This is a genomic window from Methanosarcina sp. 1.H.A.2.2 (assembly GCF_000979975.1).
Classification (GTDB): domain Archaea; phylum Halobacteriota; class Methanosarcinia; order Methanosarcinales; family Methanosarcinaceae; genus Methanosarcina.
This window is the reverse complement of record NZ_JJQL01000059.1, coordinates 66,871-93,339: the sequence shown is the minus strand read 5'-3', so window position 1 is coordinate 93,339 and position 26,469 is coordinate 66,871. Positions and strand designations below refer to the sequence as shown.

27 protein-coding genes are annotated in these 26,469 nt (G+C 42.6%); 17 read left to right on the top strand and 10 right to left on the bottom strand.

Annotation, left to right across the window (positions count from 1 at the left end; genetic code table 11):
* Positions 1-228 precede the first annotated feature (228 nt).
* The 4 genes from EO93_RS09145 to argH all read right to left on the bottom strand — a co-directional run bounded on the left by EO93_RS09145 (position 229) and on the right by argH (position 5,492).
* Positions 229-1,887 carry a sodium:solute symporter gene (locus EO93_RS09145; protein ID WP_048131389.1) on the bottom strand — a complete coding sequence of 553 codons (1,659 nt, stop codon included), beginning with the start codon at positions 1,885-1,887 and terminating at the stop codon, positions 229-231.
* Between the two features lie 99 nt (positions 1,888-1,986).
* Entirely contained in the window at positions 1,987-2,145 is a 159-nt protein-coding gene (locus EO93_RS17955; RefSeq protein ID WP_200894968.1) for a symporter small accessory protein, read from the bottom strand.
* Between the two features lie 428 nt (positions 2,146-2,573).
* On the bottom strand, positions 2,574-3,848 hold the full coding sequence (gatD, locus tag EO93_RS09140; protein WP_048162133.1) for a Glu-tRNA(Gln) amidotransferase subunit GatD: 1,275 nt from the start codon (positions 3,846-3,848) through the stop codon (positions 2,574-2,576).
* 168 nt (positions 3,849-4,016) lie between these two features.
* Positions 4,017-5,492, bottom strand: a complete 1,476-nt coding sequence (gene argH, locus EO93_RS09135; protein ID WP_048162132.1) for an argininosuccinate lyase — start codon at positions 5,490-5,492, stop codon at positions 4,017-4,019.
* A 508-nt stretch (positions 5,493-6,000) separates the two neighbouring features.
* On the opposite strand from argH, the gene EO93_RS09130 reads away from it, so the two are divergent.
* The 9 genes from EO93_RS09130 (at position 6,001) to EO93_RS09090 (ending at position 12,617) form a co-directional block, all read left to right on the top strand.
* Positions 6,001-6,483, top strand: coding sequence for a PGF-CTERM sorting domain-containing protein (locus tag EO93_RS09130; RefSeq protein WP_156161274.1), 483 nt, complete (start codon positions 6,001-6,003; stop codon positions 6,481-6,483).
* A 16-nt stretch (positions 6,484-6,499) separates the two neighbouring features.
* Complete coding sequence (locus tag EO93_RS09125; RefSeq protein WP_048162130.1) at positions 6,500-7,099, top strand: class I SAM-dependent methyltransferase; 600 nt, start codon at positions 6,500-6,502, stop codon at positions 7,097-7,099.
* 281 nt (positions 7,100-7,380) lie between these two features.
* Entirely contained in the window at positions 7,381-7,587 is a 207-nt protein-coding gene (locus tag EO93_RS16870; protein ID WP_156161081.1) for a heavy-metal-associated domain-containing protein, read from the top strand.
* A 246-nt stretch (positions 7,588-7,833) separates the two neighbouring features.
* Positions 7,834-8,082 carry an SHOCT domain-containing protein gene (locus tag EO93_RS09115; RefSeq protein WP_082105873.1) on the top strand — a complete coding sequence of 83 codons (249 nt, stop codon included), beginning with the start codon at positions 7,834-7,836 and terminating at the stop codon, positions 8,080-8,082.
* A 335-nt stretch (positions 8,083-8,417) separates the two neighbouring features.
* Complete coding sequence (locus tag EO93_RS09110; protein ID WP_255350209.1) at positions 8,418-8,639, top strand: heavy-metal-associated domain-containing protein; 222 nt, start codon at positions 8,418-8,420, stop codon at positions 8,637-8,639.
* Positions 8,640-8,809: 170 nt separating this feature from the next.
* Complete coding sequence (locus EO93_RS09105) at positions 8,810-9,007, top strand: heavy-metal-associated domain-containing protein (protein ID WP_048131394.1); 198 nt, start codon at positions 8,810-8,812, stop codon at positions 9,005-9,007.
* Between the two features lie 41 nt (positions 9,008-9,048).
* Positions 9,049-11,931: a heavy metal translocating P-type ATPase gene (locus EO93_RS09100; RefSeq protein WP_048162129.1), complete on the top strand. Its 2,883-nt coding sequence runs from the start codon at positions 9,049-9,051 to the stop codon at positions 11,929-11,931.
* A 181-nt stretch (positions 11,932-12,112) separates the two neighbouring features.
* Positions 12,113-12,364: a hypothetical protein gene (locus EO93_RS09095; RefSeq protein WP_048131396.1), complete on the top strand. Its 252-nt coding sequence runs from the start codon at positions 12,113-12,115 to the stop codon at positions 12,362-12,364.
* Between the two features lie 58 nt (positions 12,365-12,422).
* Complete coding sequence (locus tag EO93_RS09090; RefSeq protein WP_048131411.1) at positions 12,423-12,617, top strand: YwbE family protein; 195 nt, start codon at positions 12,423-12,425, stop codon at positions 12,615-12,617.
* 127 nt (positions 12,618-12,744) lie between these two features.
* On the opposite strand, the gene EO93_RS09085 is transcribed toward EO93_RS09090, so the two are convergent.
* Positions 12,745-13,338 carry a tetrahydromethanopterin S-methyltransferase subunit A gene (locus EO93_RS09085; protein ID WP_082105875.1) on the bottom strand — a complete coding sequence of 198 codons (594 nt, stop codon included), beginning with the start codon at positions 13,336-13,338 and terminating at the stop codon, positions 12,745-12,747.
* A 447-nt stretch (positions 13,339-13,785) separates the two neighbouring features.
* Between EO93_RS09085 and EO93_RS18665 the strand changes: the two genes are divergently transcribed.
* Positions 13,786-13,956, top strand: coding sequence for a DUF6544 family protein (locus EO93_RS18665; protein WP_394297248.1), 171 nt, complete (start codon positions 13,786-13,788; stop codon positions 13,954-13,956).
* Between the two features lie 174 nt (positions 13,957-14,130).
* On the opposite strand, the gene EO93_RS09080 is transcribed toward EO93_RS18665, so the two are convergent.
* Positions 14,131-14,679 carry a tetrahydromethanopterin S-methyltransferase subunit A gene (locus EO93_RS09080; RefSeq protein WP_048162128.1) on the bottom strand — a complete coding sequence of 183 codons (549 nt, stop codon included), beginning with the start codon at positions 14,677-14,679 and terminating at the stop codon, positions 14,131-14,133.
* A gap of 1,482 nt (positions 14,680-16,161) precedes the next feature.
* On the opposite strand from EO93_RS09080, the gene EO93_RS09070 reads away from it, so the two are divergent.
* Positions 16,162-16,845, top strand: coding sequence for a class I SAM-dependent methyltransferase (locus EO93_RS09070; RefSeq protein ID WP_048162125.1), 684 nt, complete (start codon positions 16,162-16,164; stop codon positions 16,843-16,845).
* 116 nt (positions 16,846-16,961) lie between these two features.
* Here the strand turns inward: EO93_RS09070 and EO93_RS09065 are convergent, their stop codons facing one another.
* Positions 16,962-17,288 (bottom strand): multidrug efflux SMR transporter, encoded by a 327-nt coding sequence (locus EO93_RS09065; RefSeq protein ID WP_048131401.1) that lies wholly within the window; start codon positions 17,286-17,288, stop codon positions 16,962-16,964.
* 483 nt (positions 17,289-17,771) lie between these two features.
* Here EO93_RS09065 and EO93_RS16860 point away from each other — a divergent pair, with 483 nt between their 5' ends.
* The 6 genes from EO93_RS16860 to eif1A (EO93_RS16855) all read left to right on the top strand — a co-directional run bounded on the left by EO93_RS16860 (position 17,772) and on the right by eif1A (EO93_RS16855) (position 21,959).
* A complete protein-coding gene (locus tag EO93_RS16860) occupies positions 17,772-18,017 on the top strand; it encodes a CxxC-x17-CxxC domain-containing protein (protein ID WP_082107613.1) in 246 nt (81 codons plus the stop codon).
* 451 nt (positions 18,018-18,468) lie between these two features.
* Positions 18,469-18,684, top strand: coding sequence for a CxxC-x17-CxxC domain-containing protein (locus tag EO93_RS09055; RefSeq protein WP_048141258.1), 216 nt, complete (start codon positions 18,469-18,471; stop codon positions 18,682-18,684).
* A 481-nt stretch (positions 18,685-19,165) separates the two neighbouring features.
* Entirely contained in the window at positions 19,166-19,489 is a 324-nt protein-coding gene (gene eif1A, locus EO93_RS09050) for a translation initiation factor eIF-1A (RefSeq protein ID WP_082107615.1), read from the top strand.
* 913 nt (positions 19,490-20,402) lie between these two features.
* Positions 20,403-20,603, top strand: a complete 201-nt coding sequence (locus EO93_RS09045) for a CxxC-x17-CxxC domain-containing protein (RefSeq protein ID WP_048135153.1) — start codon at positions 20,403-20,405, stop codon at positions 20,601-20,603.
* 508 nt (positions 20,604-21,111) lie between these two features.
* Complete coding sequence (locus EO93_RS09040) at positions 21,112-21,327, top strand: CxxC-x17-CxxC domain-containing protein (protein WP_048135151.1); 216 nt, start codon at positions 21,112-21,114, stop codon at positions 21,325-21,327.
* A 299-nt stretch (positions 21,328-21,626) separates the two neighbouring features.
* Positions 21,627-21,959, top strand: coding sequence for a translation initiation factor eIF-1A (gene eif1A / locus EO93_RS16855; protein WP_082106045.1), 333 nt, complete (start codon positions 21,627-21,629; stop codon positions 21,957-21,959).
* Between the two features lie 489 nt (positions 21,960-22,448).
* Here the strand turns inward: eif1A (EO93_RS16855) and EO93_RS09030 are convergent, their stop codons facing one another.
* The 3 genes from EO93_RS09030 to EO93_RS09020 all read right to left on the bottom strand — a co-directional run bounded on the left by EO93_RS09030 (position 22,449) and on the right by EO93_RS09020 (position 26,467).
* Complete coding sequence (locus EO93_RS09030) at positions 22,449-23,858, bottom strand: aspartate ammonia-lyase (protein WP_048135157.1); 1,410 nt, start codon at positions 23,856-23,858, stop codon at positions 22,449-22,451.
* 34 nt (positions 23,859-23,892) lie between these two features.
* Positions 23,893-24,660, bottom strand: a complete 768-nt coding sequence (locus EO93_RS09025) for a succinate dehydrogenase/fumarate reductase iron-sulfur subunit (protein WP_052735417.1) — start codon at positions 24,658-24,660, stop codon at positions 23,893-23,895.
* Between the two features lie 169 nt (positions 24,661-24,829).
* Positions 24,830-26,467 carry an acetolactate synthase large subunit gene (locus EO93_RS09020; RefSeq protein ID WP_048162119.1) on the bottom strand — a complete coding sequence of 546 codons (1,638 nt, stop codon included), beginning with the start codon at positions 26,465-26,467 and terminating at the stop codon, positions 24,830-24,832.
* Between the last annotated feature and the right edge of the window lie 2 nt (positions 26,468-26,469).

Here is a 26,469-nt window from a genome sequence, read left to right as displayed (position 1 = left end):
CTCCAATGTATTGTTTCTCTTAATTGTGGTGTCATTTTGTCGGGCGCTTTTTATCTGGCTGACAGGTCGGCTCAGATACGGTGCTGTGCAGGGAGAGAGAACTAAAAGCTTTTAGCTCCGGTATTCCGTAAGAGATGTGCCAATAATCAGGGAAAATCAAAAAGAGAGGAAATAGAAAAAGAAGTGGCGCATAAAAATGCGCCTGATTTTTTAAAAAAGGGAACAGGCTTAAACGCCTGTTGATTCAGTTGCCTTGTGTGACACTGGCTCCGACATTTCCTCTTCTTCGTCTTCAAACCTGAGCCTGTAAGCCTTTTTCAGGAATTCGGCTGAAGGTGGGACTGTCATAAGGCTTACCACTATCAGAGTAAGGAAAGCGAGTGGGGTTGCAACCAGAATAGGGTCCACAAGGGGCCAGGTGCCGGTAAGTAAAGTTTCCTTTCCGAAGATTGCCAGGCAGATCTTGAGAGGCACAGCTTCTTTTGCATGTACAAAGATCAACCAGAACAGACTGCTTATCGAGCCTACAACAAGGCTCGCAGTTGCTCCGGCTCTTGTTGTGCGCTTCCAGAAAAGTGCTCCCATGTAGAGAGGCAGGAAAGCGGAAGTGCACAGGCCCATGAACATGGCAGTAGCCCTCGCGATGATGCTTACTGGGAGGATGTAAGCCAGAGCGACCGAGACCAGGATGGTAAAGGCAATTCCTAACTTCGTAGCGTGGACGGCTGTTCCCGTGGACTTTCCGTTCATGAGGCCCTGCTGGTAGAAGTCGTGCCCTATGGATGTGCCCATTGTGTGGAACTGGGCAGCTGCAGTAGACATCGCAGCTGCGAGCAGGCTGAGCATGAAGAGTGCTACAAAGGTCTCGGGCATGGCCTGGTTCAGGAATTCGGGCATTATAATGTCAGTGTTCCCGCCTGCAACCTGAAGGGAAATCATGCCTGTAGTCCTGTAGAAGTAGACGTTGGAAAGAGCTCCCACAACGTATGCGACTCCTGCCATCATCAGGATAAAGGGGCCTCCCACAAGGACTGCTCTTTTCAGGGAGCGGTCATCTTTTACCGTCATGAACCTCACTGCGAGCTGTGGCTGGGCAAGCACCCCTATCCCAACTCCCAGGGTGATTGTGGAAATCATTGTCCACCAGATAGGGGAGTCGAATGCCGGCATTGCAGTCCAGCCCCTGTGTCCCTGGTCAACAAGGGCCTGAGGAACAAGGCTTGCCATATCAGTAAGAGCCTGGTGGGCTTCTACAACTCCTCCCAGTTTACTGTAGGTGAACACCAGCAGAAAAGCCATTCCCAGCAGCATGAGGGTACCCTGCATGGCATCCACGTACATCACTGATAAGAGGCCACCTTTAATCACATACGAAGCAATTATAATTGTAAAGATAAGGAGAGCGAGGTTGTAGTTGATTCCAAGCGTGGTCTCAAGGAACCTTCCGGCCCCTATGAGCACACTTGCAGCGTAGAGAGGCATGAATATTGCTATTAGAAGCCCGGAAAAACCCTGGATGAACCTGGACTGGAAGCGTTTTCCTATAAACTCAGGGTAAGTTATGGACCCCAGGTTCAGCCCCATGCGCCGGGTTCGAGGGCCAAAGACCACGAAGGCGATGAAGATGCCGAAAAAGATGTTCATAAAGACTAGCCACAGAAGTCCCATTCCCAGTGAAGCGGCTACTCCTCCAAACCCTATAATTGCGGAAGTGCTGATGAATGCAGCTCCGTAGGAGAGAGCCATAATTGCCGGGTGCACCTGTCGGCCGGCAAGCATATACCCATCGGTCTGGGAATTCTTCTTATACCCCAGGCGGGCAACGTAGAAAGTGCACGCAAGATAAATGAGAACAAACAGGATAAGAGTTGAAGTATTGACTGCCATAAAAATCATTCCTGAAGAATTCAAGTTGCTGTTTTTTCGCAGGAGTTGTCAAAAAAGTCTGATTAAAAAGGCACTTTGAGCTGAGGTTCCCGGCACAGCTTACTGGTCCTGAACCGCTGCTTTTGGAGTGCTGCTTTTCACTGTCTGCTCTTCGTCCTCGCCTTTCCAGTTCAATGCCCCGTAAACCATACATCCGAGAGCACTTAATACACAAGAAACATATGCAAGCCAGATCTGTGGATCATCGATTCCTAACATCTACTACACCTACCAATATAATCTTCTGCCACTAGTTAACATGACACTTGTTAGCATAGTACATAAGAGCTTTTTGTTATTTAAGTATATTGTCTGAGGTAATTCAAGATCGGAGTAGACATAAGGCGTAATGTTATGTAATGTAATTTCATGCCACACTGAATACGATCCTTTTTATAATGAACAAGGCCCGGATATCAACTATGAACCCAACTAACATGTAACTATGAACCTGAATGTTAATTGGAACTCATGTGCAAAAAAAGACTCAGGAGGGTGAGAATAAGATTCAGGAGGTGAGAATAAGATTCAGGAGGTGAGAATAAGATTCAGGAGGTGAGAATAAGATTCAGGAGGGAAAAGAAGATTGTAGGTGAACCCCTTTCGGGGCTCATTCTTTTCTATTGAGGGTATTTCTCGGAAGGTCTTTATTTCAATGTACACTCAGTAATTTCCCCGCCGAGGTCTTCCCTGAGCATACCAACAGCTTTTTCAAAATCATCTGTCTGGCCAAGTACCCACATAAGCTTGACAAGGGCAGTTTCGGGAAGAGTATCTTCTCCTTCGATTGCACCAGCTTTCAGCATATCACGGCCCGTATCATAAACGCGGTCGCAGATCCTGCCGTTAAGGCACTGGGATGTAACTATTACAGGCATTTTTGCGTCTCCAATTTTCCGGAGCAGGGGAATCCATTTTGTGGAAACGTGACCCAGACCCGTGCCCTCAATAACAAGCCCTCTGTAGCCGTTATTTATATAATAGTCAAGGACTGCCGGATCTGCCCCCGGAGTGAACTTCACAATGGCACACTTCGGTTCCATTCCCGGCTTGAATTTGAGGGTCTTTTCTCCACGTCTGGTATAGTCAATGAAAGTCTTTATTTCTCCTGTACTGTAGTCTACAGTCCCTATCGGAAGGGAGTTTACGGACTTGAAAGCATCCCTGCGGGAGGTATGCATCTTCCTTACTTTCGTTCCGCGGTGGATTTCACAGAAATCATCAGAGGTTGTGCCGTGCATAACCACCACGATTTCGGCAATTTCGCTTATAGCAACCCTGGCTGCGCAGATTGCGTTCATGGCGTTGTCGCTGCTCGGACGGTCTGCACTTCTCTGGGAACCCACGAAAACGATAGGTACAGGCGTTTCTATCATAAAGGATAGGGCTGCAGCAGAGTACATCATCGTGTCTGTTCCATGAGTGATGATTACTCCCTCAGCTCCGGCTTCTATTTCTTCGACAACTGCTTTCGCGAGGTTTTGCCAGGAGTCAGAGTCCATGTTTTCGGAGAGGATACTTGAGATTACCCTTCCTTTAAAGTCCGCAATTTCCTTCAGTTCCGGGATTGCGGCGAGGATATCGTCAGCAGTAAACTGGGATGTGACTGCGCCTGTACGGTAGTCGATCTTGCTGGCAATCGTTCCGCCCGTAGAAAGGATTGCGATTTTTGGGAGCTTTTTTCCGGGTTCGGGAAGTTTTTCTCCCCTTGTTTTACATTCTTTTACGCCGTTTCCTCCTCCGTTTACAGTTTCTCCATTATTTTCCTGAAGAGTTACCCTTACCTTATCAATGGAAAAACCGGCGTTATACCCGCTGTTCATTTTTATTGCGATATATCCTTCCATGGAAGGCATTACTTTGCCTTCATAGACAGTACCGTTCCTTTCAATGCTTACCCGATCGCCCTGTTTGAATTCCATGAATGATCCCTTTCTGCTGATTTTTGAGATGCTGTATAATTTGTATGATACTAATTTGTATGATACTAATTTGTATGATACTATGAAATCTAAATAATATTAAAGTTAAAGGCGTTATTGAAATTAAATGTGTTATTGAATGTGCTTTTTACTTTTAGTTCACTTTATTCAGGCTTTCCTGTATTCTTCAACTACTGCAAGCAGGTTCTCAAAAGCCGAGTCGATTGAATCTTTAATAGTTGCAATCTCCTGCTCGTTCAGTTCAAGTTCAGTCTGCCGCTTTCCAAGGTAATGCTGCATTTCTTCCGGAGCAGGCCCTCCTGCAATCTTTCTTCTCGTTATATTGGAGACCGGGTCAAGGGCTTCCTTTACCATCTTTTCCGTCAATCCCCTGCTTGAAAGCGACTCTCCAAGCACAACTTCAGCCACGGAGTCGATTTTTTCCATTGTGGGTTTTTCCATTTCCTTTGCAAGTATCCCGACAATCTGGTGGGCAGTCCTGAACGGAATTCCGGTTTCTCTTACAAATGTATCTGCAAGCTCAGTAGCCGTTGTAAACCCTGTAATGGACTGGGCTGAAAGTACATCCTTATGGATTTTCATGGTCCTTACCATTCCTTCCATTACCCTGACCGATGCCCTGGAATTTTCTACCGAACGCCAGATATTGGGAGTTGCTTCCTGCAGGTCGCGGTTATAACTCAGGGGCAGGCCTTTGCAGATTGTAAGCAGGGACATAAGAGCTCCCACAGCCACTCCTGTTTTCCCGCGCATTAATTCTGCAGTATCCGGGTTTTTCTTCTGGGGCATAATCGAAGAAGTGGAGGCATACATATCATCCAGTTCGATGAAATTGAACTCGGAAGAAGACCAGATTACAAGTTCTTCAGCCATCCGGCTCAGGTTTATCATGAGGTTTGAAAACACCGAGGCGCATTCAATAAGGAAATCCCTGCTGCTAACCGCATCCATTGAATTTTCCAGCAGTCCATCAAAGCCCAGGAGTTCTTGAGTCCGTTTCCTGTTCAGGTTAAAGCCCGTAGAGGCAAATGCAGCAGCTCCGAGAGGGCAGAGGTTTACCCTGGAAAAAGCGTCCTGAACTCGGTCAAAGTCCCTGCCGAGAGCAGCTTCGTGGGCACAGAGGTGATGGGCAAGAGTAGTTGGCTGGGCATGCTGAAGGTGAGTAAAGCCTGGCATGAGGGTTTCAGTGTGTTTTCCTGCAAGGGTGACTAGAGTTTTTCTGAGGGCAAAGAGCTCTTCGAGCAGTCCGGTAAGTTCTTCTCTCAGGGTCAGCCTGATGCAGGTTGCAACCTCATCGTTTCTCGAGCGCCCGGAATGCATCCTACCTCCCACATCTTCCCCAACCATATCGATGAGCCTGGACTCAAGAGAGATGTGTATGTCCTCGTAGCTGAAGTCGAGCTTTTCCATCCCTTCTTCCCTTATTTTCAAAAGCCCGCTAAGGATTTTGCCGCAGTCTTCTTCCTTTATAATCCCCTGCTCTCTCAGCATTACCGTATGGGCAAGGTCCACTGCTATATCAGCATTAAAAATCCACCTGTCAGCCTCCATAGAGGAGGTATAATGTAAAATTTCTTTGTCCGGGGCAGCTTCAAGCCTGCCTCTGCGTAAAATGTTGCTCATCGGTTTTCCTCTGTATAATTGTGAAGTAAATCTATATTGTGAGAGTCTTTATTTAATAAGGGTTCTGTGGGATAAATGATATTGTGCGCTTGTATGAAGTCTCTATCACATTCTTAATTTGCAGGCATACAAGACGTATAAAATCCGCAGCGTGGTATTATTCCAAATACTTAAATATGAATCGGTTTTCAGGAAGTTTCCTTAGGGTAAGTGTAATAATGAGGACTCTTTAAGGAGGACTCTTGCTATTTTTACAAAAACATCCGAATCAGTACTTCGCTAATTTTCTATTCTTCATAAGGTTCTTCATAAAATATGTCTCTTGATTACGGTATCTGCGGCGAAAAATTTGAAGTAAATTTCTATCTGGCTCCACATTGAGAATAGTTAAATATCTAGTGGACAACTCATTGATAAGCATAATAATAGGGAAAGGAGTGGGGAAAATATGAACTATAAACTAATTATTATATCGTTGTTAGCAGTGGTAGCTTTGATGGGGGCACCCATGGCATCAGCTAAACCCAGCTTTTTGACATCTTTCAATCAGCACTATGAAACTGCAGGCACAAGGCTTGATTCATGCACTACCTGTCATAACGGGGAAGCCATAAATCCTTATGGCAGAGCATATTTAGGAAGTGGGAGAGATTTTACATCTATCGAAAATCTTGACTCGGATGGGGATGGATTTACGAATCTGGCTGAGATCAAGGCCTTGAATTTTCCTGGAAATCCTGATGATCATCCACAAACCACATCAGAAATTATACCTGAAACACCCGTAAACGTAACTGAACCATCAGTTAATGCAACTCCGGAACAGCCAACTACTGAAGTGCCAGTAAGCAATGCAACTCCGGAACAACCAACTACCGAAGTCCCAGACAACGCAACTGAGGAACAGGAGTCTCCGGGATTTGAAGCTATTCCTGTGGTTGTCGGGTTATTAGCAGTAGTGTGCCTGATGAGAAGAGATATCCGGAAATAAAGCGTAAATTCGTTTAATGTCCGCAGCCACAAAGTACAACCGAATCTCACCGATCTATGAGCTAATAGATTTGCCTCTGGAATTTCTCTTTTTCCGGAGATGGAGAAAAGAGGCACTTTCAGGCCTGAGCGGAACAGTTCTGGAAGTTGGAGTGGGGACCGGAAGGAATCTTAAATACTATCCTTCAAGCTCTCTGGTTACAGGAATAGATAACAGTGAAGGGATGCTTGAAAAAGCTCGGGAGAAAGCCGGAGGAATGCAAAATATCACTCTTCTCCTTATGGATGCCGAGCACCTGGAATTTCCGGACAAGAGCTTCGATTACGTGGTTACGACTTTTGTCCTTTGCACGATCCCTGATCCTCTGAAAGCTCTTAAAGAAATGAGGCGAGTCCTGAAACCGTCGGGGGAAATGATCAATTTAGAGCACGTTCGAAGCAGCAATTCCCTTATTGCCCTGTTTGAAGACTTAATCAATCCTGGTCTGTTTTTCCTGCTTGGGGATCATACGACCCGACATACCCTGAAGAATCTCGAAGAAGCTGGCTTTATCATTCAGGAAGCAAAAAAACTGGCATTTAAGGACGTTTTCAGGAAGATAAGGTCGAAACCTTAAAAGTTACGTATCCTCTTCAAATTCAAGGGGGAATTTTCTACCCCGAAAAATATACAATAATTTTGTCATACATTTATGAAGTTGATTGTGTCTCACAAGTATGTTTTTTATACCTAGCTAAATTTTTAATTTTCCAGCAAATCTGTGAAACTTATTTTTCCCCATACAATTTGAAGAGGATACAAAAGCTCTAATAAATGAAAATATAAAATAATGTAATAAAAATAGTAAAATAAATGTAAAAATTACAAATTCAGGATTCAGCAATGGGGGGTTAATTTCTGGTCGAGGAAACCTTAAAAATCGAAGGAATGGCATGCAATCACTGCGTCGTAAGAGTGGGGAGAGCTATTGCTTCCGTGAAGGGAGTAGTAGAAGTGGATGTAAACCTGGAGAAAAGAGAAGTAGTTGTGAACTTTGAAGAATCCATGACAGACCTGGAAAAAATTAAGGCTGCTATCCGGGAAGCAGGGTACGAGCCCTTGTGATTCCTTTTTTCTTATGTTGATCTATATTTTTCTGTTTGGCTCGGGTAGTAGTAAAAAACTTCCCGCAAACTCAGGTCGTGGGGTCAGTTACTGAAAAATCATGTTCAGGAGGATGGATTGCTTCATATTTGGCCAAATGTGAAGGATGGAGGTCGTTTTGTCGTATTGAGAACTAATCGTAGATCTTTGCATCCGATGTCATATATAAAAATAATCAAATAATATTTGTTAAGTGCTATACGGAGAGTGGTTGCAATAAATGGATTTATGGACAATTACGGTTACGGCATGATGGGGTATGGAGGTATGTTTTTCGGAATTCTTTTCTGGATTCTTATAATTGTGGTAGCTTATCTGCTAATCAAATGGCTTGTTGAACAGAACAAAACCCGTGGTGGTGAAGAGAAGTCTGCGCTGGATATTGCAAAGGAAAGGTATGCGAAAGGTGAAATTACTGAAGAAGAATTTGAAGAAATTAAAAAGCGCCTGGTCTGAGAGGGAAAATAAATATGAAATCTTTCCTCTTCTAGCTTTCTGCTAATCCTTATCGGCATTGGAAGATGAGATACATGATGAATCTGTAAGGTCCCTCGGTCACGAGGGTATGTCCTTTTCAGGTCTCCAGGATGGGCGACCAGTTCTTTCCTAAAGCTATACGAGACCTGATGAAGGCATCGGGTGAAATTGAAATAAATTGACGCATCTTTATTATTGGAGGTATTATGACGGTCACTATGGGCAGCAAAGAATTTGCAGCAGACCGGACATATATCTGTTCAATCATGCAGTATTCCATAAACTTATTATGTTAAATCTGCCAGTAAAAATCAGTGGAGGTTGAAACAATTACTCAGGAAACCATAAAAGTTGAAGGCATGTCCTGCGGACACTGTGTCATGAGGGTTAAAAAGGCAATTGAAGGTTTGGAAGGCGTAAAGAAAGTAGACGTGAGCCTTGAAAACAAACAGGCTGTTGTCGAATTCGATGAAGGAATTACTGATGTGGTGAAAATAAAGGATGTGGTGAAGGAAACAGGATATGAGCCTGTCTGAATTGGAATAATGTATTTAAATAGTCTCAAAATACTCAATTTATTCATCTCGAGGAATTTATTATATAGTAAAAGGTACAGATTTTTATAATATGGGTGGAACGCCTGTTTAAAAGCAGCTGATGATCTGGGGGTGAAGACATCGGGGAGACAACACTTGTAGTAGATGATATGATTTGCAGGTACTGCAAAGACACGGTTACCAGGCTCATTGCCTCTATTAACGGGGTTTCCCGTGTAAACGTAAACGTCCCTGAAAGGACGGTAAATGTAACCTATGACAGCCGGATAACTGATGCGCATGTCATAAGGATGACTCTGCTCGAAGCTGGTTATAAAAATATCAGAGAATCTTTAAACGCATTTTAAGTGGTAAGGCAGTCTGAAAATCTGGATAGGCGGCATATCCGATGGAAATTTCGATAGGAGTTTATGGCATGACCTGTGGTCACTGCCAGAAAAGTGTAGCGGATGCCATTTCTTCTCTTAAGGGCGTGGAGTCTGTAGATGTCAATCTTGAAGCCGAAAGTGCAACTGTTATTTTTGATCCTGAAAAGGTAAGCCTTGATGATATTAAGGAAGCTGTCCTGAAGGCGGGCTACTCAACCGAAAAGGAAGGAGAGGCCGAAGCGGAGGCTCAGGTAGAAACCTCCGAAAGCACCGGAAAGACAGCAGAAGCTCCGGAAGTTGCTGAGATCGAAGCTGAATCAAAGGTTTCGGGAACCGTTGAAAGTGAGGCGGCGGGAATTTCCTGCACCCTTGACGAAGCGTGCAAACTGGCGGAAAAAGAAGTAACTCGGCTGTCCGGGCAAAAAGCAGGCCCCAAAGAAATCACCCTCGGAGTTTCCGGGATGACCTGCTCGGCATGCGCCCTGAATATCGAGAAGGTCCTGAAGAAAAAAGAGGGTGTGGATTCCGTAGCCGTTAATCTGGAGCTTGGCAGGGCAAAGGTTAGCTTTGAGCCTTCCCTGATCTCTCCTCAGGAAATTGAAGAAGCTATTGAATCCATAGGGTATAAAGTCGAGAAAGATAAAGTAACCCTGAACCTCCAGGGCATGAGCTGTGCGTCCTGTGCTGCAAATATTGAGAAGATCCTCACTAAAACCGAAGGCGTAATCTCGGTTTCCGTAAATTTTCCGCTTGAAAAAGCCGTTGTGGAATTTAACTCCTCCCTCATTTCTGTCAGGGAAATTATTGCTGCAGTTCAGGGAATCGGGTATGGGGCATCGGTCCCTGCTGAAACGGTTGAGTATGAAGACAGAGAGCAGATGTCAAGGGACGCTGAGATCCGCAGGCAGAGAAATAACCTTATTGTTGCCCTTTTGCTGGGCATTCCCATATCCCTCGGAAACATGAGCATGATGTTTCCTTTCCTGTCGTTTGTGCCCTCAATCTTTTCCAATCACATTGTACTTTTTATAATGTCTACCCTTGTCCTTCTTTTTCCGGGCAGGCAGTTTTTTGTCGGGACTTTCAAAGGCTTCAAGCACGGCGTAACCGATATGAATCTCTTGATTGCTGCAGGGACCGGATCAGCTTATCTTATCAGTGTTGCAGCAACTTTCCTTGACCTGGGACCGGGATATGATGTCCTCTACTATGACACTGTAGCGTTTCTGATTATTTTCATCGTCTTTGGCAGGTACCTCGAAGCAAGAGCCCGGGGCAAAACCTCGGAAGCCATCCGAAAATTGATGGGGTTAAGGGCTAAAACCTCAAGGATCCTTGTAGACGGCGTGGAAAAAGAGGTTCCTGTAGAAGAGGTAGTCGTTGGAGACATTGTTGTGGTCCGTCCGGGTGAAAAGATACCTGTTGACGGGGTTGTGGTTGAAGGAAGCTCTGCAATAGACGAGTCCATGATTACCGGCGAGAGCATCCCTGTTGAGAAAGGTGCAGGGGACACGGTTATCGGGGCTACCCTTAACAAGACAGGGTCTTTCAGGTTCAGGGCTACAAAGGTCGGAGCCGATACTGCCCTTGCCCAGATAATCAGGCTTGTAGAAGCAGCCCAGACAACCAAGGCTCCCATCCAGAGGGTCGCAGATGTTTTTGCTGGCAACTTCATCGTAGCCGTACATATAATTGCCCTTCTGGCTTTTTTCTTCTGGTTTTTCATCGGTTACTGGCGTTACGGGGTAGGGGAATCCGCAGAACTCGGAGGAATAAGCCCTTTCCTTTTTTCCCTGCTCATAGCTATTACTGTCCTTGTAATCTCATGTCCGTGTGCAGTTGGGCTTGCAACTCCTGCAGCCATTATGGTTGGTACTGGTAAAGGTGCTGAAAACGGAATTCTGATCAAAGGTGGGGAAGCCCTTGAGAGGGCGCATAAACTTGATACTATTGTGTTTGACAAAACAGGAACCCTTACTGAAGGTACTCCGAAACTTACAGATGTATTTGCAGTTTCTGGCCGCGAAGAAAGCGAAGTGCTTTTTATTGCTGCAACGGCTGAAAAAGGGTCAGAGCACCCACTGGGAGAAGCCATTGTAAGAGGTGCGGATGAAAGGAAAATAAGCCTTGCAGAGGCAAAAAACTTCCGTTCTATTCCCGGAAAAGGTATTGAAGCATACCTTGAAGAAAAGAAAATTCTGCTCGGTACGCGCAAACTTATGGAAGAAAACATGATTTCTTTCGAGGGGCTGGAAGTAAAAATGCAAAAATTTGAGGAAAATGGGAAAACTGCAATGCTTGTAGCTCTTGGAGGTGAAATCATAGGTCTTGTTGCTGTTGCCGATACTCTGAAGGAGAACTCTAAAGAGGCAATTGAGACCCTGATAAAAATGGGCATCGAAGTAGTTATGATAACCGGAGACAATGCAATTACAGCCGGGGCAATTGCAGCAGAAGTCGGGATCCCGAGAGTGCTTGCGGAGGTGCTGCCTGAAGACAAAGCAAATGAAATCAAAAAGCTCCAGAAGGAAGGCAAGCTCGTTGGCATGGTAGGTGACGGCATTAATGATGCACCTGCCCTCATTCAGTCCGATGTGGGAATCGCTATGGGAGCAGGTACGGATGTAGCAATGGAATCTGCAAAAATAGTGCTTATCAAAAATGACCTGAGAGATGTGGTCGCAGCGCTTAAACTGAGCCGGCTTACCATTAATAAGATCAAGCAAAATCTGGCCTGGGCCTTCGGATACAATATGCTGGGCATCCCTATTGCAGCAGGAATCCTGTACCCCATTTTCTTCCGGATTATGATTACGCCGGAACTTGCCGCCGCTTTCATGGCATTGAGTTCAGTTTCTGTTACAACCAATTCCCTGCTAATGAAAAGAAGCAGGATTAAATAAGTTCAGAGCAGATACTTTTGAAGCTTATAATTTAAGGTAAATGTCAAAAAATGAACGCCGCATGTGTGGGAGGTTGCTAACAAAACTTTCCTGCATGCGTACTTAAAAAACTCTCCGGATGAACCTTTTGAAGGTTAGGTTTTCGGGAATTCTGAACACTTGGTTGTTGCTGGTGAATTATATGGTAAAATTTGGATCCAAAGACAAAAGGACCAGAGTCGTGCTTCTCTCAAGTATTGCCACCTCGATAGTGCTAATGAATCTCTTCCTGTTTGGGGCTTTATTGACCAACATGTACCTGGGGGAAACAGCCTACACTCTGGTAGATATCGCTGCGGGTTCTATTTTCGTTTTTGTGATTACCATGATTATCTCATTGTCCCTCTGGCCTAAGGTAATTGACTGGCTTGAAAGCAGAGAAACAAATAAGTAATGAATCTCAATTTTTTAAAAACGTACTGCTTTATATAACAATGAATTTACCTTCTGCCATGAACAATGGAAGTATCAGAGCAAATATCAAGGAAGGACTAAAAGTGGGAATTGTCCTGAAGCAGGACCAGAGAACCGGGAAAATTACCCAGGGCGTTGTAAAGAGAATTTTAACCAATTCTTCAACTCATCCGCATGGGATAAAAGTTCAACTAGCGGATGGGCAGGTTGGAAGGGTTAAGGAAATCTATTAAACCCTTTCAAACTTTTTCAAATCCTTTTTGACTCTTTCAAGCGCTCTATCTTTTCTAAAAACCTGTCTTTAACTTACCTTTTCTTTACTGCTTATCTCTTCTTTTCAGCCAATTTTTTCTTAATAGCTCATTTATTCTTTCTTTTTGATATCATATTCTGCTTTACCAGGTTTGCGTACTTTTTCCAGCTGTTTTCATCGATTTCAGGCATTGAAATTATATGAGCTTCACTTCTTTTCTCCCCGGTGAAGGAGTCGATTGCTTTCTGGATGGAGGCAGGGTCTTTATTTCCGATAAGGTCTATAATTTTTATTTCCCTGATAAAACGGGAGATTGCAGTCATGGGAATTTCATTTAAGTAGGGCAGGGGAGAATTTGAGCCGACTATTTTTCTTGAGCCTGCCATTGTGGAAACTCCGTTTTCGGCAAGTGAGATCAAGGATTGCCCGGCAAAGTGGGCGCTTTCTGCTCCGCAGACGACCAGGCAGTTAATATTCGGGTTTGCAAGCACATTGGTTATTATCTTTTCAATCCCGAAGTTTGCAGTAAAACAGGTTCCACAGATTGCATAGTTCTTAAGTCCCCATGCCTTGTAGTCAGAGGCAAGAGTTACCACAGCTACGCTCGAATTTGTGTCTCCTATCACGTAGTTTCCGGAAGTTATAGGCCATTCCATCTCGTTTTGCTCCTTATCCAATATAGATTCTTTTTTGGAATTCATCTTAGTTCTAATGTGTAAGTCCTCTGTCTCCATTGTAGAATCAAATTTAATTTTAAGACAGTCTCTTAATATTTCCTGACCTATTTAACATAATAATTTTATGGAATACTGCATGATTGAACAGATATATGTCCGGTCTGCTGCAAATCTTTTACTGCAGCAGTGACTATCATAATCCACTCAGTAATTAAAAATGGTATTAAATTCAGTAATTACAGATGGTATCCTCTTCAAATTTTATTGATTATCAATCTCATAAAAAATATAATAGTTGCTTCACTTCCCTTGAGCATATTTTGGAATTTAAATATGGAACCAATCGAATTTACAGAATATATAAAAACAAGTCAATTACTCAAGGATATGGCCCGAATTCTGCAGGTTAGGAAATGGATCAGGGAGTAATGATATGTTATCTTAACGAAATGATGTGGTTTCCATCGGCTTTTGGGAAATAATGTTTCTCTCGAATCCATTGATGCTAATTCAGCTAGAGTAACGTTAAAGGACATGGGCAAAAGTGTAACAGCGACAATATATTTTGACGACGAAGGGAAAGTGACAAACTTTATAGTTCCACGTTATCGAGATATGGGCAATGATAAATTTGAATTATAAAATTGGTCCACTCCAATTCGGGAATATGGGGAATTTGATAAATTGAAATTCCCTATAAAAGGGGCAGGGGTCTGGAATTTAAATGAAGGTTACTTGGGATATATTGATGTAACCGTAACCGATTTAAAGTACCCCCAAATGAGCCTTATTGAAGAGTCAAAGGCAATCTTCTGGTCACCTTTTCTTTATTTTTGACATTACATTCTGCTTTACCAGTTTCTCGTATTTTTTCCAGCTGTTTTCATCGATCTCGGGCATTGAGATGATGTGAGCTTCGCTTCTTTTCGGGCCGGTGCAGGAATCGATTACTTTCTGGATGGAGGCAGGGTCTTTGTTTCCGACAAGGTCTATAATTTTAATTTCCCTGAGGAAGCGGGAGATTGCAGTCATGGGAATTTCATTTAAGTAGGGCAGAGGGGAGTTTGAGCCGGCTATTTTTCTTGAGCCTGCCATTGTGGAAACTCCGTTTTCGGCAAGTGAAATCAGGGACTGGCCTGCAAGGTGGGCGCTTTCTGCTCCGCAGACGATCAGACAGTTTATGTTCGGGTTTGCAAGCACATTGGTTATTATCTTTTCAATCCCGAAGTTTTCAGTAAAACAGGTTCCGCAGATTGCATAGTTCTTAAGTCCCCATGCCGTGTAGTCAGAGGCAAGAGTTACCACAGCTACGCTCGAATTCGTGTCTTCTATTACGTAGTCCCCGGAAGTTACAGGCCATTCCATATTGTTTCACTCCTGATTCAGAATTGATTATTTTCTGGAATTCATCCTATAAGTTCTAATTGAAAATGGTTTATTCTTTTCGACTGAAATCGGAGGGCCACAGACACGGGCAGAAGCTCGTCATATACCGTTGTTCCAGGGGCTCCGGCAAGGGTAGGGCCAAAGATGTATCCCAGATTTGAGGCAACAGACATCCTGCCATAGTTTTTATTTCTCTCTTTTTCGGAGGTGAGGTCAGCGAGATCTGCGTTGGCAACAGATACGTTTCCTCCTGTAATCCCTCAAGAGCCCTTGCAAAAAGAGTGCAAGCAGGGGAAGAGTAATCGTAAAAACGCCCCGCAGGTCAGCCCCCCATCCCTGAATAGGAGCTCAAATAAGCTGGAAAGCAGGGTAGATGGAGGCTTTCGATAATTTTTATGCCTTCCGCAACTTCCTCAAGCCTTCCGCAAGTATTTCGCTCTTTCAGCGGATAATGCTGAGTGCAAATAGCTTGCCAGGTTCTTTCGGGTTTTAAATCCTGATAAGGAAATTTAAAGCTTTTTAAGACGTTTAAATTCTCTTCATTATTAATACAGCTTATTTTTCATATTTAACGGTACATAGAGGAATAAGAAAGGATCAATAGTTGTTTCTTTTTTTATACCGCCCTTGTATGTTTGATAAAGGGGTTTATGTATTCTCTTTATTGAATGTGAATTGCGCAGATCTTTTATCAAGGAAAATAAAGTATTATCAAGTTTTAAAAGCATCAATTCTGTAAGGTAACAAAACTATTCAAAAAAGTATACTTATATTCTAATTTTACAATATGAAATTCTAACCCCAAGTTGTTTTCCAGGCAAAATGAAACTAAAAGCTTTGAAACAATCTATGGGAATTAAAAGATCTTTAAGAAAGTGAAGGAAATAAAGGTCTTTAAAAACGTAAAGGAATAAAGGTCTCAAAAAACAGAAAGGAACTAATCTCCAAAGAGTAAGTACTCCAAAAACATTGAGAAAAACCTGAATGTTAAGGGCATTTCCATCCTGAAACGGTGGCATCTGTTGCATCCACATTGATGTCAACGATCCGATTCCTTCCGGAACCTTGCAGCAGAAGCCACTGTGTTATCCCGTGAATTGCTACCTGGACAGGTTGTCACAGGATCGCTGCGGGATTAAAACCCTGAATTAAACGGTACTGAGGCGGTGTCAAAGTCCGTGTTAACGGGGTTAACCCTTAACAATAAGAATTTTTCAGGCAGCAACTGAGGGCGGATTCAGGAGTTGCCTGAAATATCTTTATTGTTTTATTTCCATACTGTTTTATTTCCATACTGTTTTATTTCCATACTGTTTTATTGATTTCCAGATTATTCATTTATCTACCCCCTTTTTTATTTTTTCCAGCTCCTTTTGTCCTTATTCCCCGTAAGGCTGGCATCTCAGAGTATTTTATGGGTTTCGAAATGTTCTTTATCGTTTACCTGTATTCTGTTTCTCTATGTCAAAATCATACTGGGAAATGGTTTCCGGAAGGAACATACCCTCAAGTCTTGAGCTTTACCCCGTGATTCACAGTTATCTACAGGAAGGTTATAATATTCTCGATGTCGGATGTGGGTTTGGAAAAATTAGCCTTGAGCTTGCTTCCCTGGGATATTCGGTAACAGGGATAGATATAAACACTGAAGCTGTCAAGCTTTCAAAAGCTGCTGCAAAAAACCTGGGCCTGGATCGAAAGATAGAAGGGAGAGCTGAATTTAAGGTTGTGGATGCTTCTGATCTTCCTTTTCACGAATCAAGTTTCGATTTTGCAGTCATGCAGGCTTTTTTGACCTCTGTGCCGGACCCGCAGGAAAGAGCCAGGATAATTCAGGAAGCTTTCAGAGTCCTGAAACCCGGGGGTTACCTTTACCTTGTGGAATTCGGGCAGAACTGGCACCTCAAGCTTTACAGAAATCGTTACCTTCAGGACTTCCCGGTTACAAAAGAAGAAGGTTCTTTCCTTGCCCTGAATCCTGAAACAGGAGAGGTTGAATATATTGCACACCATTTCTCCGAAAAAGAGCTTGTGTTCCTGCTTGTAGACTGCGGGTTTGAGATTGATTATTTCAGGGTTGAAGAGCTCAAAACCAGGACAGGTAACAAAATTAACGGGTTTGTAGTTGTGGCTAAAAAGCTTTGAACCTCGGGCTGCCGGCATTCTTTCTATCAGATACTGAAAAACCTCAAAGCCTTACTTCTGCTTGCACAAACCTATTTCAATCAGGTAAATCTGGTCATTCTGGTCAGTCAGGTCAATTATGTAACCCTATCACTCAGGTGAAGCCCGATAACTCCTGCAATTACAATGACAAGAGAAATCATCTTGAGGGCAGTGGCAGGTTCCCTGAACCAGAAAATCCCGACTACTGTGATAAGAGCAGTCCCGAGCCCGGCCCATATTGCATATGCAATGCTCACATCTATTCCTTTAAGGGCAAGGGTAAAGAAAAAGAAACTGATGGCATAAAATACGAATATCAAAACTGAAGGGAGCAACTTTGAAAAGCCTTCGGATAATTTCATGCAGGTGGTTCCGCATACTTCAAATGCTATTGCCAGTAACAGCAGGTAATAATAGTTCATTAATGGATTATTTTACTTCTATTTATTAATCAGTTCCCTGGTTCATTAGTTTCCTAGCTTCGGGATATCACCCGTCTATTTATCTTGTCCAGTCTGTCAAGTTTATCAATATATTCTTATGTATCAGGCCCTTTCTTTTGAAAGTACACTGAAATTTAACAAATATATTAGAAATTTCAGGTATAAATATGAGAAATCAGGCACAAATCAGAAAAATTTGATTCTCATTCCTGCCTCTGGAAAAGCGGTCGATTTTAAGGCGAAATGATGTTTTAAAGGTTTTAGAATGATTCTTTTTATGCTCCTTTCCACTTGAGATAAATTTATATGTTATAATGTCTTGGGAAATATTGGCAGTAAAAATAAAGAATCATATGATCTGTTATTAAAAACTTCATTTTTGTTTTTAATAAAAGAATTGTATAGGATCTTATTTTTATAGCAACCTAGAGGATATCCGCTATAAGCGGAGGTGAAACGAGAGTGAGTTTTAATGACAGAGGGAATTCTTTAAGGGGAAGAGAAAGCAACCGGGGAAACAGAGACAACAACCGTGGTGGTAGCAGAGACAACAACCGTGGTGGTTTCAGAGGTGGCAGCAGCGGCCCCAGAGAACTGTACCCAGTAGTGTGTTCTGACTGTGGCGTTGAGACCCAGGTTCCATTCAAGCCAACTGAAGGAAGACCGGTTTACTGCAGGGACTGTCTCCCAAAACACCGGAAATTCTAATTCCAGAAATTCTGAATCTTTTGATTTTTAATTATTATCAATGGAAACCTTTTGACAGCAGGGTTTCCAAATATTCTTATTTCTAATGTCTTATTTCTAATGTCTTATTTCTAACGTCTTATTTCTAACGTCTTATTTCTAACGTCTTATTTCTAACGTCTTATTTTTAATGTCTTATTTTTAATGTCTTATTTTTAATGTCTTATTTTTATGTCTTATTTCTAACGTCTGATTCGTTACTCTGACCCTTTATGTTTGAGGAAGAGGCTTTTATATGTCTTCCGGCTCACGTGGATTAATTTTATATAACATAAGAGGTTTTTACAATTAGTAAAAATAATGAGACATAATCTGTTATTAAAAACTCCTTTTTTTGTTTTTAAATAATAAATTATATCTTATCATATTTTTATGAGATATGTGTATCCGCTATAAGCGGAGGTGAATAAAAATGGGTTTTAATGACAGAGGAAACTCTTACCGGGGTGGCAGCAGAGACAGCAACCGTGGTGGAAGTGGTGGTTTCAGAGGTGGCAACAGTGGCCCCAGAGAAATGCACAAGGTTACCTGTTCTGACTGCGGTGTCGAGACAGAAGTTCCTTTCAAACCAACCGAAGGACGGCCGGTTTACTGCAGAGACTGCCTTCCTAACCACAGGAAGTTCTAAATTCGAATTTATCGCGTAAAGTGTTGCGCTGTAACTGATTACATCAACACTTAATCCACTTTTTATTCTGTGTTTTTACCTTATCTTTGGGTGAAGGGCATCGAAACTCTTATGTCTTTATATGTTTATTTATCATGTCACATCATAAATTTTCATTGATTACATCTTAGTTAATATTTATATAGCGGGATCTGGAATTGCTCTGAAGAATTTTGAAGTAAACTCTAAGTCATGGGTTATGAACTGATTTACTCCACCTTCCAAATAGGAGAGTCTCCTGAGATATTGGATTCTCAGAGGTTCTAGATTTTTCAGAGGTTTTTTACTTCCTATCCATTTATGAACTTTCACACCAAAGTACCTAAAGGAATTGTTGAACACAGTAAGTTCGAAAAAATATGATCTGATAAAATAAATGCGAATAAAAGACTCAAAAGTAATAATACAACGAGGAATCAAACTGGCAAACTATAGAAGCAATATCAGAAAGAGAAAAGCAGGAACTGGAACTGCCGCACCAACTACTCAGGAAGTAACAAGGGTGCGTACCCCGCGCAAGGAAAATCATGAAGTACTGGCAACGGTAGGAAGTCTCTTAGGCTCAAAGAGGGTCAATTTACAGTGCATGGATGGTATTGTCCGAATGGGCCGAATCCCCGGATCCAAGAACAAGAAAATGTGGATTCGTGAAGGTGATGTCGTAATTGCCACTCCATGGGATATTCAGGATTCCAAAGCCGACGTTATATGGAAATACACCAGGCCTCAGATAGAGTGGCTCGAGCGCAAAGGCTACCTTAAATAACTGCCTGATAATTTATAAGGCTCAATTCACAAAATACAACTTTCTTAATATTATTTGGTTTTAACCAGTGCCACGGTTTAAACCTCTTATTCCTCTTTTCAATAATTCTGCATTATTCAGAGCTATCTATAGTTTTCTGCCCTTTTCATCTCCTGCTTATCCTTTTCCAGCTTTTCAACAATCCTGCTTTATCTTTTTCCGGTTTTTCAACAATCCTGCTTTATCTTTCCGGTTTTTCAACAATCCTGCTTTATCTTTTATCAGATTGCACTATTTTACTGGTATGCTGATTGTACTTGCTTGCAGAGTTTGCTATTTCATGTATTACCCGGCTTAACATGCATACATGCATTATACTCCTGCTTTCGGATAGTGCCACAACAGTGTTATAATAAACTTGATTTTGTACCTCAAGTGCGTAAGTCTTAAAAACATTAAATCCGGGATATATTGCGTGAAAAAATTTGAATATAAGTGTGTTCCAATCCTGAAAATGGGAAGAGGAACTACAGAAGACCTCAACAGATTTGGTGCTGAGGGCTGGGAACTGGTCTGTGTATGGGCTTTCTGGCACTACCTAAAAAGAGAAATTGAGTAATTAAAAAAGTCAGGTTCCATTATTTTCTGAAAAGTAGTGGTCAAAAAGCCTGTGGAGTTTAAATATCGGTCGTTTGATCCGTAGGATCTGGATGATTTGGATTTAAAAGCAGGTGGCTTCAGATGAATTATATTTTTATGGTCTTTTAATCCGTATAGGCAAGATTTATATAATTTGATTGTATAGTGGAAACATTAAAAATAAAGAGATGTATAATCTGTTATTAAAAACTAATTTCTGTTTTTAATCAAAGAGCTCTATACAATCTTATTTTTAAGCAAATGACTATCCGTTGTAAGCGGAGGTGAAAAGAAAATGGCTTTTAATGACAGAAACTCCTTCCGGGGAAGAGACAGTAACCGGGGAGGTTTCGGAGCCCCGAAGGAAATGCACAACGCAACCTGTTCCGACTGCGGCGCTGAAACTCAGGTTCCTTTCAAACCTGATCCCGACAGACCGGTCTACTGCAGAGACTGCCTTCCTAACCACAGGAAGCCCAGAGAGAACCGCTACTAATTTCGAATTTATTCGAAAAATTTCACTTGATAGATTATGTCCGTTTTGCTTAGCTTGAGCAGGTCAAACGGACTACTTCTTTTTATAATGTACTTTATTAAATGATTATGCTGTTCCACTTTTCATTTGCTCAAAATTTGAGCTTTCTTTCGATCCTTTTTTTATAATTGAGCTGATTTTATCCTGTTACTCTATTTGTTCGTGGGGTCAGTTAATGGGCTCAGTTAATGGGGTCAGTTAATGAAAATCGCATACAGATGTGCTGTTCTCAAATCCGGTCAAAGAAGGCAGATGTGCCCGGTTTGCCGGACATAATCAATAACTCACGGGCACTACTCTATATTTTTTGATGGAAAATTTTATATAATTAAACTCCTATGTAGGAGTAGTTGAAAATAAAGAGACGTATAATTGTTATTAAAAACCAATTTTTGTTTTTAATCAATAAATTTTATACAATCTTGTTTTTACTCTATAGATATCCGCTATAAGCGGAGGTGAAACAAAAATGGGTTTTAATGACAGAGGAAACTCTTACCGTGGTGGCAGCAGAGACGGCAACCGTGGTGGAAGTGGTGGTTTCAGAGGCGGCAACAGCGGCCCCAGAGAAATGACTAAAGTAACCTGTTCTGACTGCGGTGTTGAGACCGAAGTTCCGTTCAAACCAACAGAAGGACGGCCGGTTTACTGCAGAGATTGCCTTCCTAACCACAGGAAGTTCTAATGATAATCTGGCTTGAGTGTTAATTTAATTATTTATTGGATTAACACCCAATTCATTTTCACTATTCGTTTTTTTATTTTCTTTGTTTTTCGCCTTTTGTTTTTATGGATGGGTTCAGAAATCAAATACATAACAATTTAATTAAATCTGTTCAAAACCGCAAATGTCTTTGATGGCATCCATAAAAGAAGGAAAAACAAACGGAATCTGGAATGATAATCAACAAATACAATTAAATTGAAATTATTAAGATATAAATCAGCAGAGGAGGAATTAATCTGGCTAATTACAGAAGCACTATAAGAAAAAGACAAGCAGGATCTAATAAACCAGTAGGGCCGGGAGACGGCGCCCAGGAAGTAACAAGGGTGAGAACTCCACGTAAGGACAGAAACGAAGTACTGGCAACAGTAGCAAGTTTACTTGGCTCTAAAAGAGTTACACTACAGTGTATGGACGGCGTTGTCCGCATGGGCCGTATCCCCGGTTCCAAGAAAAAGAGAATGTGGATCCGCGAAGGCGATGTTGTCATAGCCAACCCCTGGGAAGTTCAGGACTCAAAAGCTGATGTTACCTGGAAATACACAAGACCCCAGATTGAATGGCTTGAAAGAAAAGGGTACCTTAATTAAGATACCTTAAACAGTCCTTATTCGCTTTGCATAGCACTACCTTAACTGTAGCCTCAATCAGCCAGTGGTTTTGAATAATTGCAATTTATTTTGAATAATTGCAATATTATATCTACAAATTAGGAAGCGCAAATTAAAATTTATAAGTTAAAAAGCCTGAAATTCAGATTGAAAACGACCGAGAAAATATAACTAAAAACTTTTAATTAAAAATCCCACAAATAAACTGCGGATTTATGTGGGAAAACTGTCTCACTATTGACTTTCTCACGGTCTGCTTTTTAACTGTCAACGTTTTAATTATCAATGTTTTAAATATCAACGTTTTAAATATCAACGTTTTAAATATCAACGTTTTAAATATCAATGTTTTAACTGTCGACTTTTCTGTACTCAACTATCTCATTTTTCCAATTATCTCATTATGCTAATTTAGAAAGATAAGTACTTAGAAAGCATAAAACAGCAATATGCTCTGGAATTAAGCAGTTATAATAGCTTTTCAATTTTGAGCAGTTCATCAGCTTCCTCTTTACTCAAAATTCCTTTCATTAATACAACTTCCTTAACAGACATTTTCTTCTCCAGCACCTCTTTTGCGATCTCTGCTGCTTTAATATACCCGATCTTTGGAGCAAGGAAGGTTACCAGAATAGGATTTAGCTTAAGGTAATTCCTGCACCTGTCTTCATGCGCCTTAATTCCTTTTACACAACGTTCCTGAAAAACTGGCAGATAATTCGTGAGCAGGGCAATAGATACGAGCACGTTAGAAGTCATGACAGGAGTCATAACATTGAGCTCTAACTGCCCTGCCTGGGCTGCAAGAGCGACTGCTGTATCGTTACCCACAATCTGGAATCCTATCATATCCAGGCATTCAGCCATTACAGGGTTATATTTTCCGGGCATCATGGATGATCCGGGCTGTACAGGCGGGAGCTCAATTTCGGAAATTCCGGTTGTAGGGCCGGCATTAAGGAGCCTCAGGTCATTAGCTATTCTTATAAGTTCAAGTGCAAGTTCCCGGAGAGCCCCTGAAAAGGCTGCAAGCTGGGACCGGCTCTGCAGAGCTTCGAAGCTGTTATCTGCTCTTCGGAAAGGTAGTTTGCAAAGTTCGGAAAGTTTTGAGATTACAAGTTCCCGATAACCAGGATATGTATTTGCTCCTGTTCCGGTTGCAGTGCCTCCTAACGGAAGCTCCAGAAGATCATCTCTTCGTTCTTTTATCCTGCGTGAAGCCCTTAAAAGAGCAGCTGAATAAGCCCCGAACTCGTCTCCAAGTGTCACAGGTACGGCATCCATAAGATGTGTCCTGCCAGACTTCGGAATTCCTGAAAACTCTCTGGCCTTTGCCTGAAAAGCTCCCGATAGAGAAGCAAGCACATCAAGAAGCCTATCAGCTGCAAAAATGATGGCTATGTAGGAAGCGGTTGGAAAAGTATCATTAGTCGACTGGGCCCTGTTCACGTGGTCATTAGGGCTCAGAAAATCATAATCTCCCCTTTTTCGGCCCATTATTTCGAGAGCACGGTTTGCGAGAACCTCGTTAATGTTCATATTAAAGGAAGTTCCTGCCCCTGCCTGAAAAACATCTACGGGAAATTGGTCCGAATACTTTCCTGCAGGGTCTGAAAGCACTTCTTCAGCTGCTGCTACGATTGCGTTTCCTCTCTCCCTGTCAAGAGCTCCAAGTTCCATATTCGCAATCGCTGCTGCTTTTTTTATCAGAATGTATGCCCTGACTAATTCAGGCCTTTCCCTGTGCCCGCTGACAGGAAAATTGCAGAGCGCTCTCTGGGTCTGAATGCCGTAATAAATATTTTCCTGGATTTCCATTTCCCCAAGGGAATCCTTTTCAATTCGGGTTTTCAGAATTATAGACTCACCTAGCCTCATCTCAGTAAATTCTTCTTTAAAAGCTTCCGGATTTTTAATCCGGTTTCTTTCCAAGCTCCTTGATTTCCTTTCTGGCTTTCCCTATTCCCTCAATAGGTGGAACGCCTTTAGGGCAGACAGCCCTGCAGTTGGCATGGAATTCACAGCCCCACCAGCCGAATTTACTGTTGGCAAGCATGAGCCTCGATTCATCATCAGCCTCAAGTGGGTCAATATGGAATCTATACAGCTTTGCAAGAGCAGCCGGTCCCAAAAAATCTCTGTCTTTTCCCGAGACCGGGCAGGAACCCACACATGCAGCACAGAGTATGCAGTTTGTATACTTCTCAAGCTCCTTTACGTCATCAGGCTGCATGAGCCTCTCCTTCTCAGGGGGTTCGGAAACCGGTTTAAAGGTAGTCTCGACTGCCCTGTAGAATTCGAAGAATTTGTCCATATCCACAATAAGGTCCTTTACTTTTGGCAGGGAAGGGAGGGGTTCCACAAGGACCTCATTTTCGGGATTCCAGGAAACGGTCTCTTCCATTCCCTTAAAAGGTTTCAGCTTTATTTTACCTTCCCCTTTTAGAAGGGGCTCGATCCGGGTCCGACAAGCAAGCGCTGGGATTTTGTTAATTAGCATTGCACAGCTCCCGCAGACTGCCCCCCGGCAGGAATAACGGAAGGCAAGGGAATCATCGAACTCTTCCTGGATCTTGAATAGTGCAGAAAGCACTGTCATCCCTGCCGAGGGTTCGATTTCAAAGGTATCGTAATGGGACTCCCCGGTTTCTTGATCAAAGCGGAATACCTTCAGTTTCATCAGTATACACGCTCCTTTACCGAAAATTTTCCGAGCCTTACAGGCAGAGATTCAAGCACAGGTTTTCTCTGCATCTCCCAATTGTATCCCCCGGTGTTTGATTTCAACAATGGAGGGTTTGCATAATATCAACCTGCAAACCCTTGAAGAAAAATCTGCTTAAATCTGCTTATTCGAATTTACATGTAAGGTTTCTCAGTTCTATCGAGAAGGTCTCATAGTTTACGGAATAGTCGATAGGACATTCGATAACAACTACTTTATTCATGGCAAAAGCTTTTTCCAGAACTTCTGCAAGGTCATCGTCTTCTTTGACTTTGATTCCCGCAGCCCCGAAACTCTTGGCAAAGAGTGAAAAATCAGGGTTTCCATAGTCCAGGGCGAAATCCTCAAAATGCCTTTTTTTCTGCTTCCATTTAATAAAGCCAAAGGCATTGTCATTGAGAATCAGGACAACCACAGAGATTCCATGGCGGATTGCGGTCTCGAGCTCCTGGCAGTTCATCATAAAACCCCCGTCCCCGCAGATTGCAAGTACGCGGCGTTCCGGATGAAGAAGTTTTGCGGTAATTCCGGACGAGAGCCCTGCACCCATAGTTGCAAGAGCATTGTCAAGGAGCACAGTGTTCGGAGCATAGGTCTTGTAAAGGCGGGAGAACCAGAGTTTATAAATCCCGTTGTCCAGCGTGATTATGTCATCTCTCCCAAGCACTTTCCTGACATTCTGAACTACTGCCTGCGGAAGAGGGGGGTAACTTTTCCTGGCAGGAGCACTTATTTTTTCCTCTATGAAACTCCTGGTATGCTCAAAGATCGGAAATTCTCGCTTTTCCGGGATGTTTGCGGCAAGTTCTCTGATTGAAGAGACAATATCTCCAATGATTTCTATCGTAGGATTGAAATACCTGTCAGGTACTGAATCCACGAAATCTATATTTATGATCTTTTTATCCAGCTGCTCGTTCCAGAGGTAGGGAGGGTATTCTACGATATCGTAACCCACTGTTATTATCAGATCAGCCCCGTCAATTCCACAGTTTATGTAATCTCTTGCATGGATTCCGGTAGCAAAGAGGCTATAAGGACAGTCATCAGGGACTACCCCTTTTCCCATTTGTGTGTGCACAAGGTAGATGCCGGTCTTTCTGGCAAAATATTCGAGTTCTTCAGTGACCGCCTTCCGGTTAGCTCCGGAAGAGACTATTATAAGGGGAGTTTTAGCCTCGTGGATCATACTTGCTGCCATTTTAACAGCTTCAGGATCAGGACAGGGGATTTTGATCTCGCTCCGCTTCTGCACAACTGCATCTGTCTCTTCTCCAGCCACATCCTCAGGAAGCTCAATATGTACAGCTCCCGGCCTTTCGGCTTCCGCGTGCTTGAAGGCGTTTCGGATTACTGTAGGGATCATCCCCGGGTCGGTGATGGATACAGCCTTTTTGCAGAGCGGTTCCATCATCCTGACAACATCTACAAGCTGGAAACGGGCCTGCCAGTTGTCAATCAGCGCCTTTTGTCCGGAGATTGAGATAAAGGGAGCTCCTGTAAGCTGTGCCTGGGCAACGCCTGTAACAAGGTTAGTCGCTCCCGGACCGAGGGTTGAAAAACAAACCCCCGGTTTTCCTGTCAGCCTCCCGTAAGCTGCAGCCATAAATGCCGCAGCCTGTTCATGCCTTGTTATGATCAATTTGATGTTCGAGTTTCGCAGAGATTCGAGAAAGTCAAGATTTTCTTCTCCAGGGAGTCCGAAAATATATTCCACGCCTTCCTCTTTAAGCTGGGCAACAAAAAGGTCCGAAGCTTTCATAA

Bases quoted from the DNA above. Each gene is read 5' to 3' on its own strand.
- EO93_RS09145 (WP_048131389.1), bottom strand. From the start codon at position 1,887: ATGGCAGTCAATACTTCAACTCTTATCCTGTTTGTTCTCATTTATCTT.
- EO93_RS17955 (WP_200894968.1), bottom strand. From the start codon at position 2,145: ATGTTAGGAATCGATGATCCACAGATCTGGCTTGCATATGTTTCTTGT.
- gatD (WP_048162133.1), bottom strand. From the start codon at position 3,848: ATGGAATTCAAACAGGGCGATCGGGTAAGCATTGAAAGGAACGGTACT.
- argH (WP_048162132.1), bottom strand. From the start codon at position 5,492: ATGAGCAACATTTTACGCAGAGGCAGGCTTGAAGCTGCCCCGGACAAA.
- EO93_RS09130 (WP_156161274.1), top strand. From the start codon at position 6,001: ATGGCATCAGCTAAACCCAGCTTTTTGACATCTTTCAATCAGCACTAT.
- EO93_RS09125 (WP_048162130.1), top strand. From the start codon at position 6,500: ATGTCCGCAGCCACAAAGTACAACCGAATCTCACCGATCTATGAGCTA.
- EO93_RS09105 (WP_048131394.1), top strand. From the start codon at position 8,810: ATGATTTGCAGGTACTGCAAAGACACGGTTACCAGGCTCATTGCCTCT.
- EO93_RS09100 (WP_048162129.1), top strand. From the start codon at position 9,049: ATGGAAATTTCGATAGGAGTTTATGGCATGACCTGTGGTCACTGCCAG.
- EO93_RS09095 (WP_048131396.1), top strand. From the start codon at position 12,113: ATGGTAAAATTTGGATCCAAAGACAAAAGGACCAGAGTCGTGCTTCTC.
- EO93_RS09090 (WP_048131411.1), top strand. From the start codon at position 12,423: ATGAACAATGGAAGTATCAGAGCAAATATCAAGGAAGGACTAAAAGTG.
- EO93_RS09085 (WP_082105875.1), bottom strand. From the start codon at position 13,338: ATGAATTCCAAAAAAGAATCTATATTGGATAAGGAGCAAAACGAGATG.
- EO93_RS09080 (WP_048162128.1), bottom strand. From the start codon at position 14,679: ATGGAATGGCCTGTAACTTCCGGGGACTACGTAATAGAAGACACGAAT.
- EO93_RS09070 (WP_048162125.1), top strand. From the start codon at position 16,162: ATGTCAAAATCATACTGGGAAATGGTTTCCGGAAGGAACATACCCTCA.
- EO93_RS09065 (WP_048131401.1), bottom strand. From the start codon at position 17,288: ATGAACTATTATTACCTGCTGTTACTGGCAATAGCATTTGAAGTATGC.
- EO93_RS09055 (WP_048141258.1), top strand. From the start codon at position 18,469: ATGGGTTTTAATGACAGAGGAAACTCTTACCGGGGTGGCAGCAGAGAC.
- EO93_RS09045 (WP_048135153.1), top strand. From the start codon at position 20,403: ATGGCTTTTAATGACAGAAACTCCTTCCGGGGAAGAGACAGTAACCGG.
- EO93_RS09040 (WP_048135151.1), top strand. From the start codon at position 21,112: ATGGGTTTTAATGACAGAGGAAACTCTTACCGTGGTGGCAGCAGAGAC.
- EO93_RS09030 (WP_048135157.1), bottom strand. From the start codon at position 23,858: ATGAGGCTAGGTGAGTCTATAATTCTGAAAACCCGAATTGAAAAGGAT.
- EO93_RS09025 (WP_052735417.1), bottom strand. From the start codon at position 24,660: ATGAAACTGAAGGTATTCCGCTTTGATCAAGAAACCGGGGAGTCCCAT.
- EO93_RS09020 (WP_048162119.1), bottom strand. From the start codon at position 26,467: ATGAAAGCTTCGGACCTTTTTGTTGCCCAGCTTAAAGAGGAAGGCGTG.